At 59.2% G+C, this 22,254-nt stretch carries 18 protein-coding genes; 8 read left to right on the top strand and 10 right to left on the bottom strand.

From position 1 onward, the window contains the following. Window positions 1–32 precede the first annotated feature (32 nt). Window positions 33–812: a Mut7-C RNAse domain-containing protein gene (locus AWB69_RS21175; RefSeq protein WP_062088313.1), complete on the bottom strand. Its 780-nt coding sequence runs from the start codon at window positions 810–812 to the stop codon at window positions 33–35. Here AWB69_RS21175 and AWB69_RS21170 point away from each other — a divergent pair. The 3 genes from AWB69_RS21170 to AWB69_RS21160 all read left to right on the top strand — a co-directional run bounded on the left by AWB69_RS21170 (window position 702) and on the right by AWB69_RS21160 (window position 3,073). Continuing rightward, a complete protein-coding gene (locus tag AWB69_RS21170) occupies window positions 702–1,901 on the top strand; it encodes an NAD(P)-dependent oxidoreductase (RefSeq protein ID WP_331712684.1) in 1,200 nt (399 codons plus the stop codon). The two genes, AWB69_RS21175 and AWB69_RS21170, sit on opposite strands and share 111 nt — an antisense overlap. Before the next feature lie 334 nt (window positions 1,902–2,235). Beyond that, complete coding sequence (locus tag AWB69_RS21165) at window positions 2,236–2,697, top strand: hypothetical protein (RefSeq protein ID WP_062088309.1); 462 nt, start codon at window positions 2,236–2,238, stop codon at window positions 2,695–2,697. 10 nt (window positions 2,698–2,707) lie between these two features. Then, window positions 2,708–3,073 carry a response regulator gene (locus AWB69_RS21160; protein ID WP_062088307.1) on the top strand — a complete coding sequence of 122 codons (366 nt, stop codon included), beginning with the start codon at window positions 2,708–2,710 and terminating at the stop codon, window positions 3,071–3,073. Between the two features lie 167 nt (window positions 3,074–3,240). Here AWB69_RS21160 and AWB69_RS21155 read toward each other — a convergent pair whose 3' ends face one another. The 6 genes from AWB69_RS21155 to AWB69_RS21130 all read right to left on the bottom strand — a co-directional run bounded on the left by AWB69_RS21155 (window position 3,241) and on the right by AWB69_RS21130 (window position 9,790). Then, window positions 3,241–4,077, bottom strand: a complete 837-nt coding sequence (locus tag AWB69_RS21155) for an OmpW/AlkL family protein (RefSeq protein WP_062088306.1) — start codon at window positions 4,075–4,077, stop codon at window positions 3,241–3,243. Window positions 4,078–4,181: 104 nt separating this feature from the next. Further along, window positions 4,182–5,429: a DUF2957 domain-containing protein gene (locus AWB69_RS21150; RefSeq protein ID WP_062088304.1), complete on the bottom strand. Its 1,248-nt coding sequence runs from the start codon at window positions 5,427–5,429 to the stop codon at window positions 4,182–4,184. An 88-nt stretch (window positions 5,430–5,517) separates the two neighbouring features. After that, window positions 5,518–6,969: a DUF2957 domain-containing protein gene (locus AWB69_RS21145; protein ID WP_062088302.1), complete on the bottom strand. Its 1,452-nt coding sequence runs from the start codon at window positions 6,967–6,969 to the stop codon at window positions 5,518–5,520. Between the two features lie 455 nt (window positions 6,970–7,424). Beyond that, the gene (argC, locus tag AWB69_RS21140) at window positions 7,425–8,378 is read right to left on the bottom strand and encodes an N-acetyl-gamma-glutamyl-phosphate reductase (RefSeq protein WP_062088448.1); all 954 of its coding nucleotides are present in this window, start codon (window positions 8,376–8,378) and stop codon (window positions 7,425–7,427) included. A 150-nt stretch (window positions 8,379–8,528) separates the two neighbouring features. Further along, a complete protein-coding gene (locus AWB69_RS21135) occupies window positions 8,529–9,095 on the bottom strand; it encodes a flavodoxin family protein (RefSeq protein WP_062088446.1) in 567 nt (188 codons plus the stop codon). A gap of 167 nt (window positions 9,096–9,262) precedes the next feature. Further along, window positions 9,263–9,790 (bottom strand): YbhB/YbcL family Raf kinase inhibitor-like protein, encoded by a 528-nt coding sequence (locus tag AWB69_RS21130; protein WP_156528922.1) that lies wholly within the window; start codon window positions 9,788–9,790, stop codon window positions 9,263–9,265. A gap of 397 nt (window positions 9,791–10,187) precedes the next feature. On the opposite strand from AWB69_RS21130, the gene AWB69_RS21125 reads away from it, so the two are divergent. Further along, the gene (locus AWB69_RS21125; protein ID WP_062088300.1) at window positions 10,188–10,892 is read left to right on the top strand and encodes a response regulator; all 705 of its coding nucleotides are present in this window, start codon (window positions 10,188–10,190) and stop codon (window positions 10,890–10,892) included. 87 nt (window positions 10,893–10,979) lie between these two features. Here AWB69_RS21125 and AWB69_RS21120 read toward each other — a convergent pair whose 3' ends face one another. Next, window positions 10,980–11,666 (bottom strand): orotate phosphoribosyltransferase, encoded by a 687-nt coding sequence (locus tag AWB69_RS21120; RefSeq protein ID WP_062088299.1) that lies wholly within the window; start codon window positions 11,664–11,666, stop codon window positions 10,980–10,982. A 520-nt stretch (window positions 11,667–12,186) separates the two neighbouring features. Between AWB69_RS21120 and AWB69_RS21115 the strand changes: the two genes are divergently transcribed. The 3 genes from AWB69_RS21115 (at window position 12,187) to AWB69_RS21105 (ending at window position 16,846) form a co-directional block, all read left to right on the top strand. Then, window positions 12,187–14,475 carry an NADP-dependent malic enzyme gene (locus tag AWB69_RS21115; RefSeq protein WP_062088298.1) on the top strand — a complete coding sequence of 763 codons (2,289 nt, stop codon included), beginning with the start codon at window positions 12,187–12,189 and terminating at the stop codon, window positions 14,473–14,475. Between the two features lie 333 nt (window positions 14,476–14,808). Continuing rightward, window positions 14,809–15,636 carry an ESPR-type extended signal peptide-containing protein gene (locus tag AWB69_RS21110; protein ID WP_062088297.1) on the top strand — a complete coding sequence of 276 codons (828 nt, stop codon included), beginning with the start codon at window positions 14,809–14,811 and terminating at the stop codon, window positions 15,634–15,636. Between the two features lie 793 nt (window positions 15,637–16,429). Further along, on the top strand, window positions 16,430–16,846 hold the full coding sequence (locus AWB69_RS21105) for a C40 family peptidase (RefSeq protein WP_062088296.1): 417 nt from the start codon (window positions 16,430–16,432) through the stop codon (window positions 16,844–16,846). A 91-nt stretch (window positions 16,847–16,937) separates the two neighbouring features. On the opposite strand, the gene AWB69_RS21100 is transcribed toward AWB69_RS21105, so the two are convergent. Then, window positions 16,938–20,534, bottom strand: a complete 3,597-nt coding sequence (locus AWB69_RS21100; RefSeq protein ID WP_062088295.1) for an indolepyruvate ferredoxin oxidoreductase family protein — start codon at window positions 20,532–20,534, stop codon at window positions 16,938–16,940. A gap of 313 nt (window positions 20,535–20,847) precedes the next feature. Here AWB69_RS21100 and AWB69_RS21095 point away from each other — a divergent pair, with 313 nt between their 5' ends. After that, window positions 20,848–21,039, top strand: coding sequence for a hypothetical protein (locus tag AWB69_RS21095; RefSeq protein WP_062088294.1), 192 nt, complete (start codon window positions 20,848–20,850; stop codon window positions 21,037–21,039). Window positions 21,040–21,121: 82 nt separating this feature from the next. On the opposite strand, the gene hppD is transcribed toward AWB69_RS21095, so the two are convergent. Further along, window positions 21,122–22,228, bottom strand: coding sequence for a 4-hydroxyphenylpyruvate dioxygenase (gene hppD / locus AWB69_RS21090; RefSeq protein WP_062088293.1), 1,107 nt, complete (start codon window positions 22,226–22,228; stop codon window positions 21,122–21,124). Window positions 22,229–22,254: the final 26 nt, after the last annotated feature.

Genomic DNA, 22,254 nt, shown 5'->3' with positions numbered 1-22,254 from the left:
TCGAGCCCCGTTACTCAGTCATTGCTGAGCCATCAGCCGGACGCCGGAACCGGTGAATTACCCGGCGCGCCATCCATCAAATCTTCGATTCGCGCACACATCCGCTTCCAGTGCGACCCTTCCCAAAAGACCCGCCTGCACACATCGCACGTGACAAAGCGCGCGTGCCGTTCCAGCACCCCTTCCGGCACGCGGTCACTCACCTCGTCCGCGCTCGCGCGACGCAGCGGCGCGTTGCACATCAGGCACAGCCTGAATGGGCGGACATGCTGCGCAAGCCCGAGCCGCTTGGCGACTTCGCGCCATTGGGCATCAGGTTGCAGCGTGCGCACGTAGCATCCGTGGACCAGCGACCGGCGCTTCAGTAATTCGCGGTCGCGCGTGAGCACTACGCGATGTTCGGCGAGCGCAAGCTGCTCGATTTCATCGTCGGGGAAATGATTGTCGTAGCGGGTATCGAAACCGGCTAGCCGAAGCAGTTGAGCCAGGCCGCCAAGATGCGCATCGGCGATAAAACGCAGGGTCTCCAGCCGCAACGGGGCGCGCAGCGGATGGGCCGTTTCAAGCGCGCGGGGCATGACGCCAGGCGGATAAACATCGATAAAATCAGATTCTTCGACGGGTGTATCGAAGCCGTCGGGCAGGCCGTTGCGTAGAATTAGCCCCACTTCCGTGTGCGGCACGCCGAGTGCTTCGATCGTATGCTTGGTCGTCGACGCCACCGGACACACGCACGCAAACGCCTGTTCGCGCTGCGGCCGCGCCAGGAACTCATTCAACTCCCGATGAAAACGGAACGTGGCAGTCGTCATGGATCGAGTATCGCATCGCTTCGACGCGCCTGCTTTGAGTCGCGTCGAAACGGGCGTGACGCGGGCTTATTTGTATTTGTCTACGCAACGAAAGTTGCATGGGACCAGAGTAACCCGCTGAAGCGGGAACTCTGGGTCGACCGCTTTGAAATAGCATGGGACCAGAGTAACCCGCTGAAGCGGGAACTCTGGTCGACAAAGGAGAACAGCATGGACATTGGATTCATTGGACTCGGCAGCATGGGCGGCGCGATGGCGCTGAATGCATTGAAGGCGGGCCACACGGTGCGCGTCTGGAACCGCTCGCCCGACGCCGCGAAAGCGCTCGCCGGGCAAGGCGCGCGCGTGGTTGCATCGGCGGATGAAGCGTTCGCGGGAGACGCAGTGTTCTCCATGCTCGCCGACGACTCCGCGTTACGCGCCGTCCTGCTCGACAGCGGCGTGCTCGAACGCGCGCCAAAGGGCCTGGTGCACGTGAACATGGCCACGATCTCGGTCGCGCTCTGCGAGGAACTGGTCAGCTTGCACGAGCGGCACGGCGTGGCGTATGTCGCGGCGCCCGTGCTCGGCCGGCCGGACGTAGCGGCGGCGGGCAAGCTGAATATTGTGGCGGCGGGCGCCGATGACGCCATTGCCCGAGTTCAGCCCATCTTCGATGTCATCGGCCAAAAGACCTGGCGCGTCGGTACTGCGCCGCAGCATGCGAATGTGTTCAAGCTGGCGGCGAACTTCATGCTGGCAACGGCGATCGAAACAACTGCAGAGGCAGCGTCGCTGATGACGGGGCATGGTATCGACCCACACGCATTCCTCGACGTGATCACGAACACGCTGTTTCCAGGGCCGGTCTACCAGGGTTATGGCCGGATGATCGCCGACCACCGCTATGAACCCGCGCTGTTCAAGGCCCGGCTTGGCCTGAAGGACGTGCGGCTCGCGCTCGCTGCCGGCGACGCCGTGAACGTGGCGCTACCGGTGGCGAGCCTGGTGCGCGACAACCTGATCGACGTCCTCGCCCAGGGCGACGGCGACAAGGATCTGGCCGTGCTGGGCAAGGTTGCGGCACGGCGTGCGGGGAAGAAAGTGTGATCAATGAGGTCTGATTCTTGCTCGCCGATAAAAGTAAAGCCCGGGACGCGACGGCGTTGTATCGACAATAAATAGCGGCAATGGACGGGAACGTTCCCTATACTTGTCGCGCCATTTGCCTCAGGTTCGAGATTGTTTCGAATCGGACAGCATTCGGTGGCGCACATACGGACACGCGTCGCTGGCGCAGGCTTTTTAAAAGGCCTCGCCGGTGGCGAAACCGGCTTGGAAGCTGGTTTGGCAACGACCTGGAAGCCAGCTTTTGCGTGAGCATCCGGGTGAGCTTTCGAGCCGGTTTATAAGAAGACGAAGCGGAGACAGGACAGCGCCCACTATGAAAAGCACTCTTCGGGGCCTCATGTTCGTGGCGGCATCGGCGAGCCTCGCGGCTTGCCTGAGTACGCCAGCGATTGCTCTCGCCGACGACACCCCCAATCCCTGCGATGCACTCAAGCGCATTGTGGCGGCCGCGCCCGATGGTTTCACCTCCTTGCGACCCGACGATGGCAAAGCCGTCGCACGGCCTTATGGCCACGATGCGCACTGCGCGGTGAAAACCGGCACTTATAGCTGCACGTGGACGAACGGGACGAATGAAGGCGCGAATGCGGGATCGGCGGCTGACGCCTTGCAGGGTGTGGCAGCGGATATTGCCGCGTGCTTGCCGGACGCTACGCACGATCAAAACTCGCCGGGGCGGCAGCATTTTTATCTCGGCGCGCGCGGGCAGCGCACGCAGATCACCGCGATGACCGACGGTGCTGGAAAGTTGACGCTCGCGGTGTCGGGCAAATGAGGGGGCAGTCGTGACCAAGCGTGTACTCATAGCCGATGATGACGACGACGCGTTGAGCGGCCTGGCCAACCTGCTGACGGGGCTGGGGCATCAAGTGGCGCAGGCGGCGTGCGGGGCTCAGGCGCTCGACGTGGCGCGGCAATTCGCGCCCGATGTGGTGATTCTGGATCTGGGCATGTCCCCCATGGACGGTCTTTCCGCCGCGCGTGCCTTGCGCGCCTTGCCTGAGGGTCCGGCCATGCTGCTGGTGGCGCTCACTGGCTGGGGACAGCCGCAGCATCACGCGATGACGCAGGAAGCCGGTTTCGATATCCATCTGGTGAAGCCTGTTTCCATTGACCAGTTGGGTTTTATTTTGTCGATGACGCAGCCTTGATGTTGTACGAGTGCAACAAACTCACGTGGATCGGCAGGGAGATGTTGCGCTGCACCAATGGTTTTGGTACAGTGGAGTTGTCTCCTCCATGTCTCCACTGATATGGATTCAGCCCGCCCATCTTAGGCGGGCTTTTTTTTATCCGCGCTTGGGGTCCCTACGCTCCCTCAGAACCTGTACGAAACCGCCAGGAACGTAATCAGCGGATTGGCACTGAGTTTTGACTTCGTCGTAGCCAGTTCGGTCCCGTCGGCCGCCTTGATAATCAACGACGACGTCGTCTTCAGCGGAATGTAGGTCAGCGAAGCAATCAAACCCCAGTGCTTGTCGAAGTTATAAGTGGCACCAAGATTGAACACCGGCTGCCACGACGATGAAGCCTTCGCCTCCACTGACGTCAGCCCCGGTTTGCCCGCGCCCGCCGCCAGCACAGCGCCAAGATTATTCTGCGTCGATGTCACGAAACCGTTGGTGAGCTTGATGTTCGTAAAGAAGTTATACGACACGCCAATGCCCGCAAACGGCCGGAACGCAGCAGTCGGCGCATTGAAGTAATACTGGAAAATCAGCGCCGGGCTCCACTGCCGCACGCTTTTCACGATCGGATTGGTCTGGTCGAGATTCTGGTTGCCAAGCGTGCCCGCCGGCCCCGGTGGCTGGATCGTGCCGTGACCATCAAGTTCGAACTCGGGCGGCACGCCGCCCACGAACGTGGTCGCAATGTGATCGGTGAAAAAGTGCGTGAAGACGAGGCCGAACGTATCGGCGCTCTTCGTCGATAAACTCGTCCCCGCCGACGTGAATTGCGACGGCAAACGCAGCGGCGTATTGATCGGCGTGGGCGCTACATGCGTGGTCAGCTCATCGCTTGAATCCTGCGGCATGACGTGGAACCAGCCGAGTCCCACGACGTTGTCGCCGGCACTTTGCGCGTGGGCCGACAGCGATGCACACGCAGCTATCGCAAACGCCAACGGTTTTCCCGCAGCCAAAAGCTTTTTCATTTCGTCTCTCTTCGGTTACAGGCCGTCATGCGAACGCGGCACGTGGACACCCGGGCGTTGTTCGCATGCAGCCGTTCTTGATGGGCTGCCAGACGGTCACGGGGTTACTGCACAAATGAGCCGATGGTGTAATACGGTGTCGCCGGGTCGCTCTGGTCGAGATAGCCGAACACGCCGCCGGAGAAGATGAACTTGCCGGTTGGTGTAGTGCCGGTCGACGCCGCCACGACCGTCGATGTCACCACGCCCGGAACGGTTTCCGTGTAACTCAGATTCAGCGCGCGCGACAACGCGACCTGCGACGGCTGGAACGGATCGATCAAGGTGGCCTGCGTGCCGCTGAGCGCGGTCGTGCGGTAGTCGAAGGCGTTATCCACGCCGACGTATTCCCCATCCACCGATCCCGACACCACGCTGATTTGCGGCGACATCATCGAAATGCCGGATTCGTCGTCGGCGAACGGCGGAATGCCCGTGGTGATCGTGGCGTTTGCCGTGCCGGTACGCACGAGGATTGGCACGTTCTGGCCACGCAGCTTGCCCACGATCATGTAGCCCTTGCCCAGCGGACCAGCTGCGAGCGTCGGGTTGCCTTGCCCGAGGAAGTTGTTGGTCACGAACGCGCCGCTGCCATCCGGCGATTGCGTGAAGTTCGATCCCGCCTGTTGGCACTTGCCGGCGTTCACACCGGTGTTGTCGCACTCTTGCCAGGTGCCGTCGGCGTTGATCGTGATCTTCGAATCGACGGAGAGTCGTGCATAGTTCTGCGACGGAATCTCGTGATAGCCCAGTTGGTTATAGGTCCCTGCGACATTGGCGAGATTCGTCTCGAGCGTCGAGAAACCGATGAACGGGTAATACGGGAAGGTCCGGTCAGGTACGACACCCTGGCCAAGAATCCCGCCGAACTGCAGTTCCTTGCCGGGAATGGAGCCGCCCGCTACCCCTTCGCCCACGAAGATACGCGCGGGACGCGTCGGATCGAGCGTTGCACCGTTCAACTGGTACGCGCACTGATTGAGCTTTTGCGTGGGCAGGCCGGTTTCCATCGTCAACGTGCCGTTCTGCGATGTGCCGGCGCGAGTGGGGGAGACCGTGCCGGTGACGGCGGGAATCGGAGATTCCACATAGGTCACCTGCCACGTGAGTTTTGTCGTGTCGAGTTGCAGCTTGATCAGTTCACCGCTGCCGCCACCGCCTGTGAAGGTGGTTGTGTAGTCGAGCGATGCCGGGCACAGCCGGACGACCGGCGCCTGAGGCGCATCGCTGCCGCCACCGCAGCCGCCGAGAAGCGGCGTGACGCCGGCGACGGCCGCACCCATCGCACCCAACGCAAAAGTTCTCCATTTCATGCTGCTGTCTCCATCCACATTTGTTCGTTCGTCTTTCGTCGGCAACCGGCGCGTGCCGGTTGCCCTGGTCTTGAGTGCTCGGCAGTGCTTATTTGCTGAGTAGCGCACCGATGCCGAAGTACGGGCTCGCGGGCGTATCGGTGTTAGCGGACGTGGATGTCAGCCCGCCGTTCACCGTGCTGCCGGCGATGAAAATCCCGTAGAGACCCCCCGCCGAGATCAGCGCGCCCTGGCCGCCGTTCTGGTCCTGCACGCCGATCAAGCCGGGCAACTGCTGCGCGTAACTCATGCCGAAGCCGGTCTCGGAAGCTTGCGTCGATGGATTGATGAACGAGCCGACCGGGCCTTGCAGCAGCGTCGCCGTGTACTTGAAGTTCGAATCCGCGCCGACATAACCACCGTCGAATGCGCCCGACGTGAGCGCCGTATTCGGAGCGAGCATGGCGATGCCGGATTCATCGTCGACTTGCGATGCGGTGGCGTTCAGCGGCGTGAGCGGCGACGGCACGGAGACCTGACCGGCGCGCACGACAATCGGCACGACGGCGCCGTTGATCTTGCCGATCACCATGTTCGCGTTCGCAACAGCCGGGAACGCGGGGAAGCCGAGGCTCGTCAACGCCGGTGACGAGCGTTTGCCCTGGACTTGCGGCGCAATCGCGCTGGTGAAGTACGAGCCGCCGGCGTTCGCTGTCCACGCGCCGCCTGTCGTCTGGCAGGCGGTATTCGATGCCGGTACGGGTACCGTGCAATTGCCGGCGGCATCGAAGGATTCTTGCGCCTGCGTGGTCGTGGTCGAGTAGTTGTTCGATGGAACCAGGTGGTAAAGCAGCGCGTTATACGTGCCCTTGAGATCCGCGACGTTCGTGCTCACCGTCGAGAAACCGATGAACGGATAGAAGTCGAAATGACGGTTCGGCACGGGGAACAAAGGCGGAAAACCGGGAACAGCGTGGACGCCGTCGGCGGTCAGCGTCGCCCCGCTGTACTGCACGGTCGCACCCGGAATGCCGCCGCCGGCCACGCCCTGGCCGATAAAGATGGTCGGCGGATTCGCCTGGTTGAACGCGGCGGCCGTGGTGTAGATCGAGCCATCCGATGCCTGGCCACCGCCCGGCGTTAACACGAACGCGCATCGTGTCTGCTCCGCGGTGGGCAGCGTGCCCGCAGGCGGGTGAACCACGGCGCCGACAATCGTCGTGCCCTTGCGGGTGGGATTGACGGTACCGGTGACGAGGGGAATGGGGGACTCGAGCCACTTCAGCGTGTATTTCATGTTCACGGCGTCAATGTTCAGGCTCACGATCTCGCCGCTGCCCGCGCCGCCCAGATACGTGCTCGAGACAATGTCCGCGTTGGCCGGACACAGCGGCCCTGCACCTGGACCGACGGCCGGCGCACCCTGCGTGCCGCAACTCGCGCCGGAACATTGCGGCGTGTTGATCGGACCCGGGTTGTCGGCGTTACCGCCACCGCACGCAACAAACAACGGCGCGGTCGCAAGTGCGAGCGCGAGTCCTTTCGAAATGGCATACGGCATACCGCTGTCTCCCTTATCTATTTTTGCGCGTGTAATTTCGCTGTCACTTTTTCGTATGTCAACCGACTGAAACATCTAAATCACCGATTCAAACAGCGGTCTTCCGGCGGTGCCTTGACTGATAAGGCGCAGACGGCGTATTGAAACAAAAGTTTTTCTGTAAGGTTGATTAGAGAAAATCTGTTTCAATAAGACGTAAAACGAAGAAGGTTTAAGTGCGAAAGCGCGTAATCATCGACGAACGAACGTTCGTAAATAAATTGGTGGAATCCCTATGAAAGACGCAATTGAGCTTTCGTTTGATCTGCGGGGGATTGGCAGGACAGAGAGTTGAAACGAATGTCAGAGCGCGGATTGAAGGCGTAAAAAAGCCGGTTTCGCTTGATGGCGGAAACCGGCTTTCAACAATGTCGAGCGCGTGGTGCGCTCAGCTTTTCTTTGAATCGATACTCGGCTTAGCGTGTGAGGCCCGATTCTTCGTCAGCGCCAATCGCAAGGTTCATGCACTGGATGGCCGCACCCGATGCGCCCTTGCCCAGGTTATCCAGGCGTGCGACGGTGACAAACCGCTCGTCGTTGCCGAAGACAAACAGCTCGACCCGGTTGGTGTCGTTGCAGGCCTGGACGTCAAAGAAGCCGTCGTCGAGATTGCTGTCTGCGTTGAACGGCAACACACGCACGAACGGCTCGTTCGCGTAATACTCGGCAAACAACGCCTGCACGTCTTGCGGCTTGGCGGCGCGCGACAGTTGATCGGGCGAGAAGTACGTGGTGACGGCCAGGCCCTTCAGGAAGTTGCCGACAATAGGCGTGAACACCGGCGCGTGCTTCAGTCCCGAGCGCACCGCCATTTCCGGCAGATGCTTGTGGGTCAGGCCCAACGCGTAAGGCCGCGGGCTGTCGAGCTTCGGATTTCCGCCTGCTTCATAGTCCGCGATCATCTTCTTGCCGCCACCGCTGTAGCCGGTGATGGAATAAGCGTGCGCGGCGAAATTCGCGGAGACAAGGCCGCCTGCCACCAGGGGTTTCATTGCCAGCAGGAACGCCGACGCATGGCAGCCCGGCACCGCAATGCGCTTCGCGGTACGCAAGCGCTCGCGCTGCGCCGGCATGAGTTCGGGCAGGCCGTACGCCCAGTCGTCGTGCGTGCGGAACGCCGTGCTGGCGTCAATCACCACGGTGCGGTGATTGTCCGCGTCCACCAGCGAAACCGATTCGCGCGAGGCAACGTCCGGCAGACAAAGGAACGTAACGTCCGAGGCATTGATCAGCCGACGGCGCTCCTCCACGTCCTTGCGCCGTGCTTCCTCGATACGCAACATCTCGACGTCACGCCGCTCGGACAGATATTCGAAAATCTTCAGGCCAGTGGTGCCTTCCTGTCCGTCGACAAATACTTTCGTGGTCATCTCGATCTCGCTGGGTTCGGTCGCGCCCGGACGTCTTGCGGCCAGGGCGCGGTCAAAACGCCATTTTAATGCGCTTCCGCGACAACGCGATGGCATCGCCGGCGACATTGGCCGATCGGCCTGAAAAACGTTGCAATGCCATCAAAAAAACTACTTCGCGTTCCACCGCGCCGCCACGGCCGTGACCCTCGCACCGAACACTTTTGCTGTCTCCAGATCGCCGGGCGGCGGGGCTTCGTCAGGCGACGCATCGGCCGGCGATTGCGTCAGCAAGCCCGAAAAACCGCCGACGAAATTCAGGTCGTTGCGCGTGGCCGCCTTCGTGTTCGACGGCATCATGCCCGTGCCGGCCCAGATCATGCTGTGCTGCATCGCCAGCGTGATGAGGTAGGCAATGGTCGAGTGCTTGTCGCCGTTCATGGTCGCCGAGTTGGTGAACCCGGCCGCGATCTTGTCTTTCCACGATTGCGCGAACCACGGTTTGGAGCTGGCGTCGGCGAATTTCTTGAAGTCCGCTGACGGACCGCCCATGTAGGTGGGCGTGCCGAAGATGATGCCGTCGGCGGCGTCGAGCTCGGCCCAGCCGGCGTCGTCCAGGTCGCCGACCGCCAGCAGCTTCGCGTCCGCGCCGGCGTCAATAGCGCCGGTGAGCACGGCTTCGGCGACTTTTTTCGTATGACCGTAGCCGCTGTGATAAACGATAACGATTTTCGGCATTTCATTCCCCGTCTGCGATACGAAGACGTCAAAGGTGCGAGTTGCGCGAGAACAACCATGACCGTGCGTCTTCGCGAGAATTTGACCGGCAGCACATGCCGCTGGCGATAGTTCACCCGCGAGTCTAGCAAAGCCAAATTCGACCTGCCGACGCACCATGAGGCCGTTCAGCGCCCGTAGGTAACGACGAGTTGCGCGCTGGCGATGGTCGTGGTGCGGATTTCGTGTTCGAACATGAGCGCCGGACTGCTTTGACGCAGGCGCAAGTCGCTGGTGTTGAGCGCGTAGACGGTGATGACGTAGTGGTGCGGTTTGCCCGGCGGAGGGCACGGCCCCGCATAGCCGTCGACATCAAAGTCATTGCGCGCTTCCACCGCGCCCATTTTGCGCAGGACCCCCGCGGCGCTCGCGTTCGACGGCAACTTCGAGACGTTCGGGGGAATGCCCGCGACGGACCAGTGCCACCAGCCGCGGCCGGGCGCGTCGGGGTCGAAGACGGTGATCGCGAAACTTTGCGTGGCTGCCGGTGCGCCATGCCATGACAGTTGCGGCGACCGGTTGCCGCCTTTGCAGTCGTTCTGGTCGTAGACGAGGGCGAGCGGCACTGGCTGGTTAGGGGAGATGTCGGTACTTGTCAACGTGAAAGGCGCTGCGTCGATAACTTCAGCGACCGCACGCGGCGCATTTGATACCATCGCGGCGCAGAAAAGCGGCAGCAGCACTGCACGGCTGAAAACTCGGAACCTGACGACACGCCACTCAACAGCGCGGTACACAGCACAAACCACAAGCCCGATCCCCAAGCGCATGGTGCGAATTCTCCCTGTCACGGGCGCGGCCAAATCTGGCGTTTCACCCAGTGTAACGATGTATTTTGTCTCAGAAATAGGCTTAGAGCTGGATTCAAGTTTAACATTGCGGGAAAGGACAAAATTTTTCAAACGTTCAAAACGAGACTCGGCAAGGGTCAACACCGCGACTTCGGGTTTAGCCGCAGTTTCGCTCTCCCGGCTGAAGGGACAATGTAATGAATAATTGCACATCGCCTATAATGCGCGAAGGATTAGTCCATTTACGAGCGAGGGGTAAATAATGGGTCAACGGATAAAAGTCATTATTGCCGATGACCGTCCTGTCATTCTGTTTGGCGCCGCGCAGGCGCTATTGAAGTTTCCCGAAATCGAAGTGATTGGGCAGGCGCGACAATCGACGGAATTGATTCAGCTTTTGCAAAAATCGCCCTGTGACGTGGTTGTCTCCGACCTCGCCATGCCGGGTGGCCAATATGGCGACGGCATGCCGCTGCTGGGTTATATCGGGCGTCAGTTTACGACGGTGCGCATCGTCGTGTTGACCATGCTGGAAAATCCCGCGCTCCTGAAACGCTTGCGTGAAGTGGGTGTGACGGCCGTGATCAATAAGTCAGACGATTTGAGCCACATTGGACTGGCCATCGTCCATGTCATGCGGGGGCAGGAATATATCGGGCCGTCGGTGCGTCTGGCGCTCGACAGCATGGGCTTGTCGGCGAGTGGCCAGCAACGTGACGTGGTGTTGTCGAAACGGGAACTGGAAGTGGTACGTTTATTCGTCTCCGGCATGACGATTACCGAAATTGCCGCACAATTGAAGCGCAGTATTAAAACGATCAGCACGCAAAAGAATACCGCCATGCGCAAGCTGGGAATTGAACGGGATTCTGAATTGTTTCAATATGCCCAGAGCAACGGGTTATTGAATCTGTCGGCTTATGTGGGCGATGGAAATCTTGACGATGCCATTCCCGTGAATACGTAATAATCGTTATTATCGTTGCATAAAAAAGCCGCTCGTTTATTGAAACGAACGGCTTTTTTAATTACAGAAAAATTCAATGCCAGGCAATCATTGCGGCGATGCCGTTATACCGCCGTGCGCAGCCGACCATTGGGCCGGCGCGTGTAGGAATTTCTCGACTTCATCCAGCGTCCTGGCTTCGAAATAGCCTGCCTCCTTCGCGACGCGCAACACATCCCACCACGTCGCGAGCGCGTGCAACTCCACGTCGATATCTTTCAATACCGAGACGCTTTCCTTGAAGATGTTGTAGTGAAACAGCACGAAGCAGTGGTTCACCCTTGCGCCGGCCGTGCGCAGCGCGTTGATGAAATTGATCTTGCTGCGGCTGTCGGTGGTCAGGTCTTCCACCAGCAGCACGCGCTGGCCTTCGGTCAGCAACCCTTCAATTTGCGCATTCCGGCCAAACCCCTTCGGTTTTTTTCGCACGTATTGCATGGGCACCATCAGCCGGTCCGACAGCCACGCGGCAAACGGGATACCCGCGGTCTCGCCGCCAGCGACAGCGTCGATCTGCTCGTAGCCGATATCGCGCAGGATCGTGGTCTCGGCCATTTCCATGAGCGCGCGCCGTACGCGCGGATAAGAGATCAGCTTGCGGCAGTCGATATAAACCGGGCTCGCCCATCCCGACGTGAAAATGTACGGTTTGTCCGCGTTGAAATGCACAGCCTGCACTTCGAGCAGCATCTTGGCGGTGGTGTCGGAGATCGTCTGGCGGTCGAAGCCTGTCATGGGCGAATCCTTGGATTTTGAGGTGGCGCCTGACGCCCGTTTTGAGCGGCGATCAAGCGGCGGCCAATGGCGCCTGGCGCTGCGGGGGCGCCGGTCGAGCAAAGTTCGACGGCGTTCGATGCGCGCGTAGGCCGGAATTTTACCCGACAGACAAGACGCGGACGTAGCGTGAAACCCTGCTTCCTTGACGGAATTGTCTTGTTAATCCACGGGTTGTCGAGCAATCGATGCAACGAGTTTCGCACGGTTAGACGCTGTTTCTGTTGAAAATGGTGCTATGCGTCAATTTTCTGGCGCGGTGTACACTATTTATCCCCGAAAAATGCTACGGCCCATTGTTTCACTGTCGCGCTCATGCGCGTGGTCTTCAACACGTCCGCCGTTGCGCAGCGTCTTCATGACCAGCCTGGCGGGCAAAGTTCATTTGATTCATCACGAGAATTGATCGTCCTGCACGCAGTTTCCGAGCCCTCCAAGTCATTCATTTTCCAACTCTTTTCCTAAACTTCTCAGGCCAATCATGGACGAACAACTGAAGCTCAGCGCCCTCGCGTATCACCAGTATCCGAAGCCCGGCAAGATCTCGGTCACGCCGACCAAGCCCCTGTCGAACCAGCTGGATTTGTCGCTGGCTTACTCGCCGGGCGTTGCCGCTGCCTGCATGGCGATCTTCGACGACCCGCTCGACGCCCAGAAGTACACCTCGCGCGGCAATCTTGTCGGCGTTGTGACGAACGGCACGGCCGTGCTCGGTCTCGGCAATATCGGGCCGCTCGCCGCTAAACCGGTGATGGAAGGCAAGGGCTGCCTCTTCAAGAAGTTTGCGGGTATCGACGTGTTCGATATCGAACTCGCGGAGACCGATCCGGACAAGCTCGTCGATGCCATCGCGATGCTCGAGCCCACGCTCGGCGGCATCAACCTGGAAGACATCAAGGCGCCGGAGTGCTTCTATATCGAAAAGAAGCTGCGCGAGCGCATGAAGATCCCCGTCTTCCACGATGACCAGCACGGCACCGCGATCATTGCGTCGGCGGCTATTCTCAACGGCCTGAAAGTGGTCGGCAAGAAGCTCGACGAAGTGAAACTCGTGTGTTCGGGCGCGGGCGCGGCGGCGATTGCGTGTCTCGATTTGCTTGTTCACCTTGGGCTGAACAAGGCCAACGTTCTGGTCTGCGATTCAAAAGGCGTGATCTACGAGGGACGCGGCAACCTGGATCCATCGAAGGAACGTTATGCGGCCAACACGTCGGACCGCACGCTCGCCGATGCGATCCACAACGCCGACGTGTTCCTCGGCTGCTCGAGCGCCGGCGTGCTCAAGCCGGAAATGGTCAAGGTCATGGGCACGCAGCCGCTGATCCTCGCGCTGGCCAACCCCGAGCCGGAAATCCGTCCGGAAGAAGCGAAGAAGGTGCGTCCCGACGCGATCATTGCGACTGGCCGTTCGGACTATCCGAACCAGGTCAACAACGTGCTGTGCTTCCCGTTCATCTTCCGCGGCGCGCTGGATGTGGGCGCGACCACGATCACCGAAGAGATGAAACTTGCGTGCGTGCGCGCGATCGCGGAACTGGCCGAAGAGACCGATCAGGGCGATGAAGTCGCGAAAGCCTATGAAGGCCATTCGCTCGAGTTCGGTCCGGACTACCTGATTCCGAAGCCGTTCGATCCGCGCCTGATCATCAAGATCGCGCCGGCCGTCGCGCAAGCCGCGATGGATTCGGGCGTGGCGACGCGCCCGATTCACGACATGGATGCGTATCGCGAGGAACTGGGCACGACGGTGTATCGCACGGGCATGGTGATGCGGCCGGTGTTCGCGGCGGCCAAGTCGGCGCCGGCGCGTATTGTGTTTGCCGAAGGTGAAGACGAGCGCGTGCTGCGCGCCGCGCAATTTGTGCTGCTGGAGAAGATCGCGAAGCCGATCATCATCGGGCGGCCGGCGGTGGTGGAAATGCGTCTCCAGAAGATGGGCTCGAAGCTGAAACCCGGTACCGATTTCGAGATAGTGAATCCGGAAGACGATCCGCGTTATCAGAAGTGCTGGCAGGAATATCACCACATTGCTGCGCGTGAAGGCGTGACGCCGGACAACGCGAAGGCCGCGCTGCGCAAGTTCAATACGTTGATCGGTGCAATCCTGGTGCGTCTGGGCGATGCCGACGGCATGATCTGCGGGATGATCGATACGTACCACGACCATCTCAAATTCATTGAGCAGGTGTTGGGCAAGGCTGAGGGTGTTCAGAACTTCGCCGCCATGAATTTGCTGATGTTGCAGGGGCGCAATCTCTTCATCAGCGATACCTACGTCAACGAGATCCCAACGCCCACGCAACTCGCCGATATGACGATCCTGGCGGCGCGCGAAATCGAGAAGTTCGGGATTGCGCCGAAGGTCGCGTTGCTGTCGAACTCGAACTTCGGCAGCGTGCCAACGGCTTCATCGAAGCGGATGGCCGAGGCTCGCAAGTTGATCGCGGAGCGTGCGCCGGATCTGGAAGTGGATGGCGAAATGCATGGTGACGCGGCGTTGTCGGAAGTGGTTCGCAAGGCTGCGTTCCCGGCATCGACGCTGACTGGTGAAGCGAATCTGCTGATCATGCCGAACGTGGAAGCGGCCAACATCACGTACAACCTGCTCAAGATGGTGAGCGGCGAAGGCGTGACCGTTGGGCCGTTCCTGCTGGGCGCAGATAAACCTGTGCACATTCTCACGCCGGCCGCGACCGTGCGGCGGATCATCAACATGACTGCGGTGGCGTCGGCGAACGCGCGGGTCAATGCAACGAGCAACGTAGCGTGACCTTTTTATTTATTACGATATCCTGACGAGTTGATATCGATAAATTGAGATGGTGATGAAGCGGCGACTGGGGTGATCCGGTCGCCGTTTTTTTATGCTCGCGCGTCGCACGTAACCCGGATGGGCTAAAAAAGCTTAGTGATTTTTTATTGGGATGAACAAAGGTGTGGCGCGTATAGCGACGCTTTTGTTATTCGGATAAATCTGATTCGAATGCCAAGTTGTGCTGAGTAGAGTCGCGGATCGTTTCACTTTCCTGTATGCGCTCACGAATCGTTTCGATCGGTCGTTTCGCGTTCAGATACTTTCCGCAAATTTTGGCAGGTAATCAGCATGAACAAGGTCTTTAAATCGGTATGGAGCGAAGCTCTGGGCGCTTGGGTCGCGGCATCGGAATTGTGTCGTGGGCGTGGGAAGGGTGGCGGGAAAGTGGCGCGCAGCGCTGCTGCTGCGGCGCTGATTCTCGCAGCAGGCAGTGTGATGGCGTCGACTGCCACTGGCAATGGGGCCACGACCGTTGGTCCTAACGACAATGCGTTAGGAGACGGATCGTACGCGAACGGTGCTGCTGGTGCAGACTCGACAGCGATCGGGCATAACGTCAAGACGAATGGTGGCAACGCCTTTTCGATCGGTTCGATTATTACAAACGGCGCAGCTTCGTCAATCGTGATGGGAAACGGTGGAACTAACGCTGTGACGATGGACGCTCCATCAAGCAATACCGTCTTTTTCGCTCCCAATGGCGGCTCGGTCGCGTTGGGCGCCAATTCGGTTGCGAACGAGGACAACACGGCATCGGTGGGTTCAGCAGGCAACGAGCGCCGCGTGACGAACGTCGCTCCGGGGCAAGGCGGGACGGATGCAGCCAACATGAATCAGGTCAATGCGTTACGCAACGAAGTTGGCCAGAACATGACGGCGTTGCAACGTAGCGCGTTTGGCGGCGTGGCGTCGGCCATGGCCATGCCCAGTCTCTCGCCGCGCGAACCGGGCAAGACGGTGGTGGCCGTCGGTGTAGCCAACTACAAGGGCTACGGCGCCGTGGGTGCGGGCGCAACCTATCGTTCGCGTGATGGTGCCTGGCTGGTCAATGGAGCGTTGTCGGTAACGCCCCATGGAGACACTGGCGCGCGGGCTCAGGTGGGCTACGAGTTCTAATCGGCTAATACCGATGTGAAGCAAGGGCGATCCGGATGTTCGGATCGCCCTTTTTAATTGGTGTGTCCCATCCCGCTGCACACGCGTTCTTTAAGAGTGCGCCTATGATTAAACGCCCTCGCTCCTAATAAACTAAGCGCTGAAGCGAAATCGATACAAACGGTTCATCTCCGGCGTCTCATGGCTCACCTGCGGTGGTATTCGTCCGGTGTCGGTTCCGCACAGCAAGTGGGTTCACATTCCGCCGTCCCCTACGGACACATACGGTAGCCTGAAGCGGGTACCCATTCCGGAAGTGTTGAATCTCTTCCCAACTAAAATCCGGCAGGTACATTAGGAATGCATATCAATCATGAAAAGGAAATATAAATCGATACTCAATAATGTCGCAATAAAAGCGGACATGGATGGCAAACGCAATCTGAGTGGTTATACGTTGTTCGAGCGCAAACGGACTATTCGGCTAGCGTCGCCCATGTCTGGGGCAGTTCGTGCGACGCCTTTGCGAATGTGGGCGCTGACATGAAAGGGGTTGAGATCAATATCGCCCCGTCTTCTGCTGTGCAAAAGCACATCCTGATTGGAAACGTCAGGCGTCTTTCAGTCAAGGTCAGAGCTGTGCGTATGTTCGCAACGGCGTTCAGTGGACTTGCAATTGCCGCGGCATCGGCTCACGCAACAGGACTGGATCTGGAGCAGAACCATATTGCAACGGGTGCCGTCGAATTTGGTGAACCGGGTGCAGAAGAGGGTGGCGCTGCGTCGGACGTCATGTTTTCCTCGCAGGAACTGCTTGCGGATAACCCCCCTTGTTTCGGCGCTGATTGCCAAAACCACACTTGCCGACGTATTGGAGAAGGCCGAAACAATGATCGGAACGCCTTACCTGTGGGGCGGCAATACGCCGGAAACAGGACTCGATTGCAGCGGTTTCGTGCGCTATGTGTATGAGAAAGCGGCGGGCATACTGTTGCCGCGGCTATCGGCGCAAATCAGCCGGAAAGGCCTGGCAATCGCGCAAACCGATTTACATCCGGGTGACCTGGTGTTCTTTAATACGCCCCGCGGACAAGCGACGCATGTAGGTATTTACGTCGGTGAGAATCAGTTTATTCACGCGCCGAAGAAGGGTGCGTTCGTTCGCATTGAGTCGATGAAAAGCGCGTACTGGACATCGCGATACTACGGCGCGCGGCGAGTCATGGCTTGATTTCGTTGAATGGAGATACACGGCAGCAGGATAAAAAATGCCCGATGAGTTTCATCGGGCATTTTATCGTGCCATTCCTTGCATTAAAAATCTAAGCCACTTGCCGCGTCTCGCCGTCCTTTGGTGCACGCCACTTAGCCAGCAGCGTTTTCCACTTGATACGCGCCGCGTTCACGTTGTTGTCCTTCACGTGACCATAACCGCGCATTGAGTCAGGCAGATTTGCCAGCTCGATTGCCAGCGGTAGTTTCTCGGCCGTCAATCCACCGATCACTTCCTTCACCAGCGCTTCATAATCGGCGATCAGCGCGCGCTCCATTTTCCGCTCTTCCGTCTTGCCGAAGACATCGAACGAAGTACCGCGCAGGAACTTCATCTTCGCCAGCACTTTCATTGCGGACAAGACCCACGGACCATACTGTTTCTTGATCAGATGACCGTGTGAGTCTTTCTTCGAGAACATCGGCGGTGCGAGATGGAATTTCACTTTCCAGTCGCCTTCGAAGCTGCCTTTCAGCCGCTCGACAAACGCCGGATCGGCATAAAGGCGCGCGACTTCGTACTCGTCCTTGTAAGCCATCAGCTTATGCAGATTTCTCGCGACAGCTTCGGTCAATGCGTACTGGCCATCGCCGAGACCGATTGAAGCTTCCGCCTTGCGCACTTCCGCCACGAGCCGGGCGTAACGCGCCGCGTACGCTTCGTTCTGGTAGTCGGCGAGATAAGCAATACGCTTTTCGATCAACGAGTCCAGCGCCTTCGGCGTGTGCAGCGTGATGATCTTGCTGGCGCCCTGAGCATCTGAAGAAACCCCGCGATTCTGTGCCTTCACCAGCCGCTCGAGGCCCTCCAGATCATGTGCCGCATGACGGCCCCATTCGAACGCCGCCAGGTTTTTCTCGACCTGCACGGCATTCAATTCGATGGCACGAACCAGCGACTCATGCCGCAACGGCACCCAGCCGCGTTGCCACGCAAAACCCAACACGAACGGGTTCGTATAGATCGCATCGCCGAGCAAAGCCACCGCAAAGCGATTCGCATCGACGAGTGCAACATGCTCGCCCGCGGCCGTGCGGATATCGGCTTCCGCGCTCGCGCCCGGAAAGCGCCAGTTCGGATTCTTGATGAACTCGGCTGTCGGCGTCTCGGCACTGTTCACGACCACGCGCGTGTGGCCGGGTTGCATCCGCGAGCCGCATTCGTCACTGGCGGTGACAATCGGGTCGCAACCGATCACCAGATCCGCTTCACCCATTGCGATGCGCGTCGCGTGGATATCGCCGGGATGCGTCGCGATCTGCACATGGCTCATCACGGCGCCACCTTTTTGCGCCAGACCGGTGACGTCGAGCACGGTCACGCCTTTTTGCTCGAGATGCGACGCCATGCCAAGCAACGCGCCGATCGTGACAACACCCGTGCCGCCCACACCCGTGACCAGGACACCATACGGCCGGTCGATCGACGGCAACTCGGGCGTGGGAACGGGGGGCATCGCGTCGCCGGAAATACTCGATACCTTCGGCTTACGCAATTGTCCGCCTTCAACCGTGACGAAGCTCGGGCAGAAGCCATTCACGCACGAGTAGTCCTTGTTGCAGGTCGACTGGTTGATCTGGCGTTTCGTGCCGTACTCGGTGTCGAGCGGTTCCACCGACAGGCAATTCGATTTCACCGAGCAATCGCCGCAGCCTTCGCACACCGCTTCATTGATGACCACACGCTTTGCCGGATCGGGATACGCGCCGCGTTTCCTGCGCCGGCGTTTTTCCGTCGCGCACGTCTGGTCGTAGATCAGGATCGTCGTGCCGGCAATCTCACGCAAAACGCGCTGGACTTCATCGAGCTTCTCGCGATGAAATACATCGATACCCGGCGCCAGCCCCACGTTCGCCTGATATTTCTCGGGTTCATCGGTGACGATCACGATCTTCGTGGCGCCTTCAGCCGCCAGTTGATGCGTGATCTGCGGCACGGTGAGCACGCCATCGACGGGCTGACCACCGGTCATGGCCACCGCGTCGTTGTAGAGGATCTTGTACGTGATGTTCGTCTTCGACGCGATCGCCGCGCGGATCGCCAGCAGCCCGGAGTGGAAGTACGTGCCATCGCCGAGATTGGCGAACACGTGTTTGTCGTTGGTGAACGGTGCCTGGCCTATCCAGGCCACGCCTTCGCCGCCCATCTGGCTGAACGTGCTCGTGCTGCGGTCCATCCACACGGTCATGTAGTGGCAGCCGATGCCGGCAAGCGCACGCGAACCTTCAGGCACGTTCGTCGATGTATTGTGCGGACAGCCGGAGCAGAACCACGGCTTGCGCTCGGCTTCAACGCGTGGCCGCGCCAGCGCTCTTTCCTTGGCTTCAATCACGGCGATACGCGTGGCGATGCGTGCACGGACATCGGCGGGGAGATCGAATTTGTCGAGGCGCGTGGCGATCGCCTTAGCGATAATCGCCGGCGACAACTCGTAGTGCGCCGGTAGCAGCCAGTTGCCCATCGGAACGGACCATTCGCCGCCCGCGCCGTCCTTCTCGTCGAACTTGCCGAACACGCGCGGACGCTGAGCATCGGGCCAGTTATAAAGCTCTTCCTTGATCGCGTATTCGAGGATCTGGCGCTTCTCTTCAACGACCAGAATTTCCTGAAGCCCGTGCGCGAACGCATGCGCACCTTGCGCTTCGAGCGGCCACACGCAACCGACCTTGTACAAACGAATGCCGATGCGCGCGCAGGTTTCATCGTCGAGACCGAGGTCTGATAAAGCCTGACGCACATCCAGATAAGCCTTGCCTGCCGTCATGATCCCGAAGCGCGCATGCGGCGATTCAATCTCGATCCGATCCAGCTTGTTCGCGCGGACATAAGCGAGCGCGGCGTACCACTTGTAGTCGAGCAGCCGCGCTTCCTGAACCAGCGGCGGATCGGGCCAGCGGATATTCAAGCCGCCATCGGGCATGGCGAAATCGGTCGGCAAAACTATTTGCGTACGATGCGGATCGATATCAACTGAAGCCGACGATTCCACCACGTCCGTCACGCACTTCATTGCGACCCAGAGGCCGGAGTAACGGCTCATGGCCCAGCCGTGCAGGCCGAAGTCCAGATATTCCTGCACATTCGATGGAAACAGCACCGGCAATCCGCACGCCTTGAAGATGTGTTCGGACTGGTGCGCGAGCGTGGAGGATTTAGCGGCGTGATCGTCGCCGGCGAGCACGAGTACGCCGCCATGCTGCGACGAACCCGCTGAATTGCCATGCTTGAACACGTCGCCGGTTCTGTCGACGCCAGGCCCTTTGCCGTACCACATCGAGAACACGCCGTCGTATTTGGCGCTGGGATAAAGATTGACCTGCTGCGAGCCCCACACGGCCGTGGCCGCGAGGTCTTCATTCACGCCGGGCTGAAATACGACCTGATGCGAAGCGAGATGTTTCTTCGCTTTCCACAGATGTTGATCGAGTGCACCAAGCGGGGAACCGCGATAGCCGGAAATGAAACCGGCGGTGTTGAGTCCAGCGGCATGATCGCGTTCTTGTTGCAGCATCGACAGCCGAACCAGCGCCTGTATGCCGCTCATGTACGCGCGACCGCGTTCCAGGGTGTATTTGTCGTCGAGGGTGACGGAATTAAGCGCGGCTTCTAGGGAAGCTTTTTGTTCCGCGTCAAGGGGGGCATTCATTGTGGGGTCTCTCCGCCAACGTTTGGGATCACCAAAGCACTTTAAGGCGTTCGCGTCTTGTGGACGCGTCGGCCGGGATTTTGAGTGTGCCCGTTTTGACATTTTTTCAGCACTGGTAATAACCCGCTGAAAAGAAATTTCAACATTGCACAGGTGTTACGACGTGTAAAAACGGCCGGATTTCGATGTCATCGGGGAACCGCTCGTGCCGAGCGCATTCAAACCCGCGATCGATGCACGTTCGTGTCGGCTTTGCCGGCAGGACGAGCGCGATAGCTGGCCATACCGATGCACGCAGTTGAAGGAGGAAGTAGTGAAACAACGATACATCCAAAGCTTTTTGATGGTTTCCGCAGCATTTTTTGCGATGAACGCGCCGGTTCGCGTGGGCGGCCTGGCCGGGTCGGAGGCAACGATCTCCGGCATACCGCGAATTTCGCAGGTTCGGGTCGAACAGGTTTCTAACAAGCAAGCGCCGAATGACAAGGACGACTCCGACGCTTGAGGATTTGCTTGGGGATTTTTAATGCAATAAAAAACGGGGATCGATTCGATCCCCGTTTTTTTACGACTCTAACCACGCGCGTTCAGCCTGGCGTTGTGGCGTCCTTCACCACGCCGCGCCGAATCTGGTCGAGTTCAATCGATTCAAACAGCGCCTTGAAGTTGCCTTCGCCGAATCCCTGATTGCCCTTGCGCTGAATGATCTCGAAGAAGATCGGACCGATCTGGTTTTCGGTAAAGATCTGCAGCAGGATTTCGTCCCGCACGCCATCGATCAGGATCTTGCGTTTGCGCAGTTCCGCCACCGATTCGCCATGATTCGGCACACGCCGGTCGACGAGTTCGTAATACGTATCGATGGTATCCAGCAATGCGATTTTCGCGCCGCGCAGATTGTCGACGGTGCTGTAGATATCGTCGCTGCCCAGCGCAATGTGCTGGATGCCTTCGCCGTGATACGCGTCGAGATATTCCTGGATTTGCCCCGAGGTCTCCGAGCCTTCTTCGTTGATCGGAATGCGGATCTTGCCGCACGGCGAACTCATCGCTTTCGACTTGACCGCCGTCACCTTGCCTTCAATATCGAAATAACGCGCTTCGCGGAAATTGAATAAACGTTCGTAGAACTCGGCCCATTCGATCATCCGGCCGCGATGAACGTTGTGCGTTAAATGGTCGATGTAGGTCAGTCCGTGTCCAACCGGATTCTGCTCGGCGCCGGGAATGGGTTCGAAGTCGACGTCGTAGATGCTGATGTCGCCGATGCTGCCCGGCTCCACGCCATTCTTGCCGCGCCAGCGGTCCACAAAGTAAATCAGCGAATCGCCAATGCCCTTGATTGCCGGAATGTTCAGTTCCATCGGGCCGGTTTTATTGTCGAAACCCCACGCGCCAAGATCGAGTGCGCGCTTGTACGCCTTGCCCGCGTCGGCGACACGAAATGCGATCGCGCAAATCGACGGGCCGTGCAGTCGCGCGAACCGCTGCGCAAAGGAATCGGGCTCGGCATTGACCAGAAAGTTGATCTCGCCTTGCCTGTACAGCGTCACCTTCTTGTGACGATGACGGGCAATCGCCGTGAACCCCATTTGCTCAAACAACTGCCCGAGCGCCACCGGATCGGGCGCCGTGTATTCGATGAATTCAAAACCGTCGGTGCCAACGGGGTTGTCCCAAGTCGTCGCCTGCATTTTTCGTCTCCTGGACCGTGAGGATA

It is taken from the genome of Caballeronia udeis (assembly GCF_001544555.2).
GTDB classification, from domain to species: domain Bacteria; phylum Pseudomonadota; class Gammaproteobacteria; order Burkholderiales; family Burkholderiaceae; genus Caballeronia; species Caballeronia udeis.
Note: the sequence above shows the minus strand (reverse complement) of the source record. Positions and strands in the feature narration are given on the sequence as shown.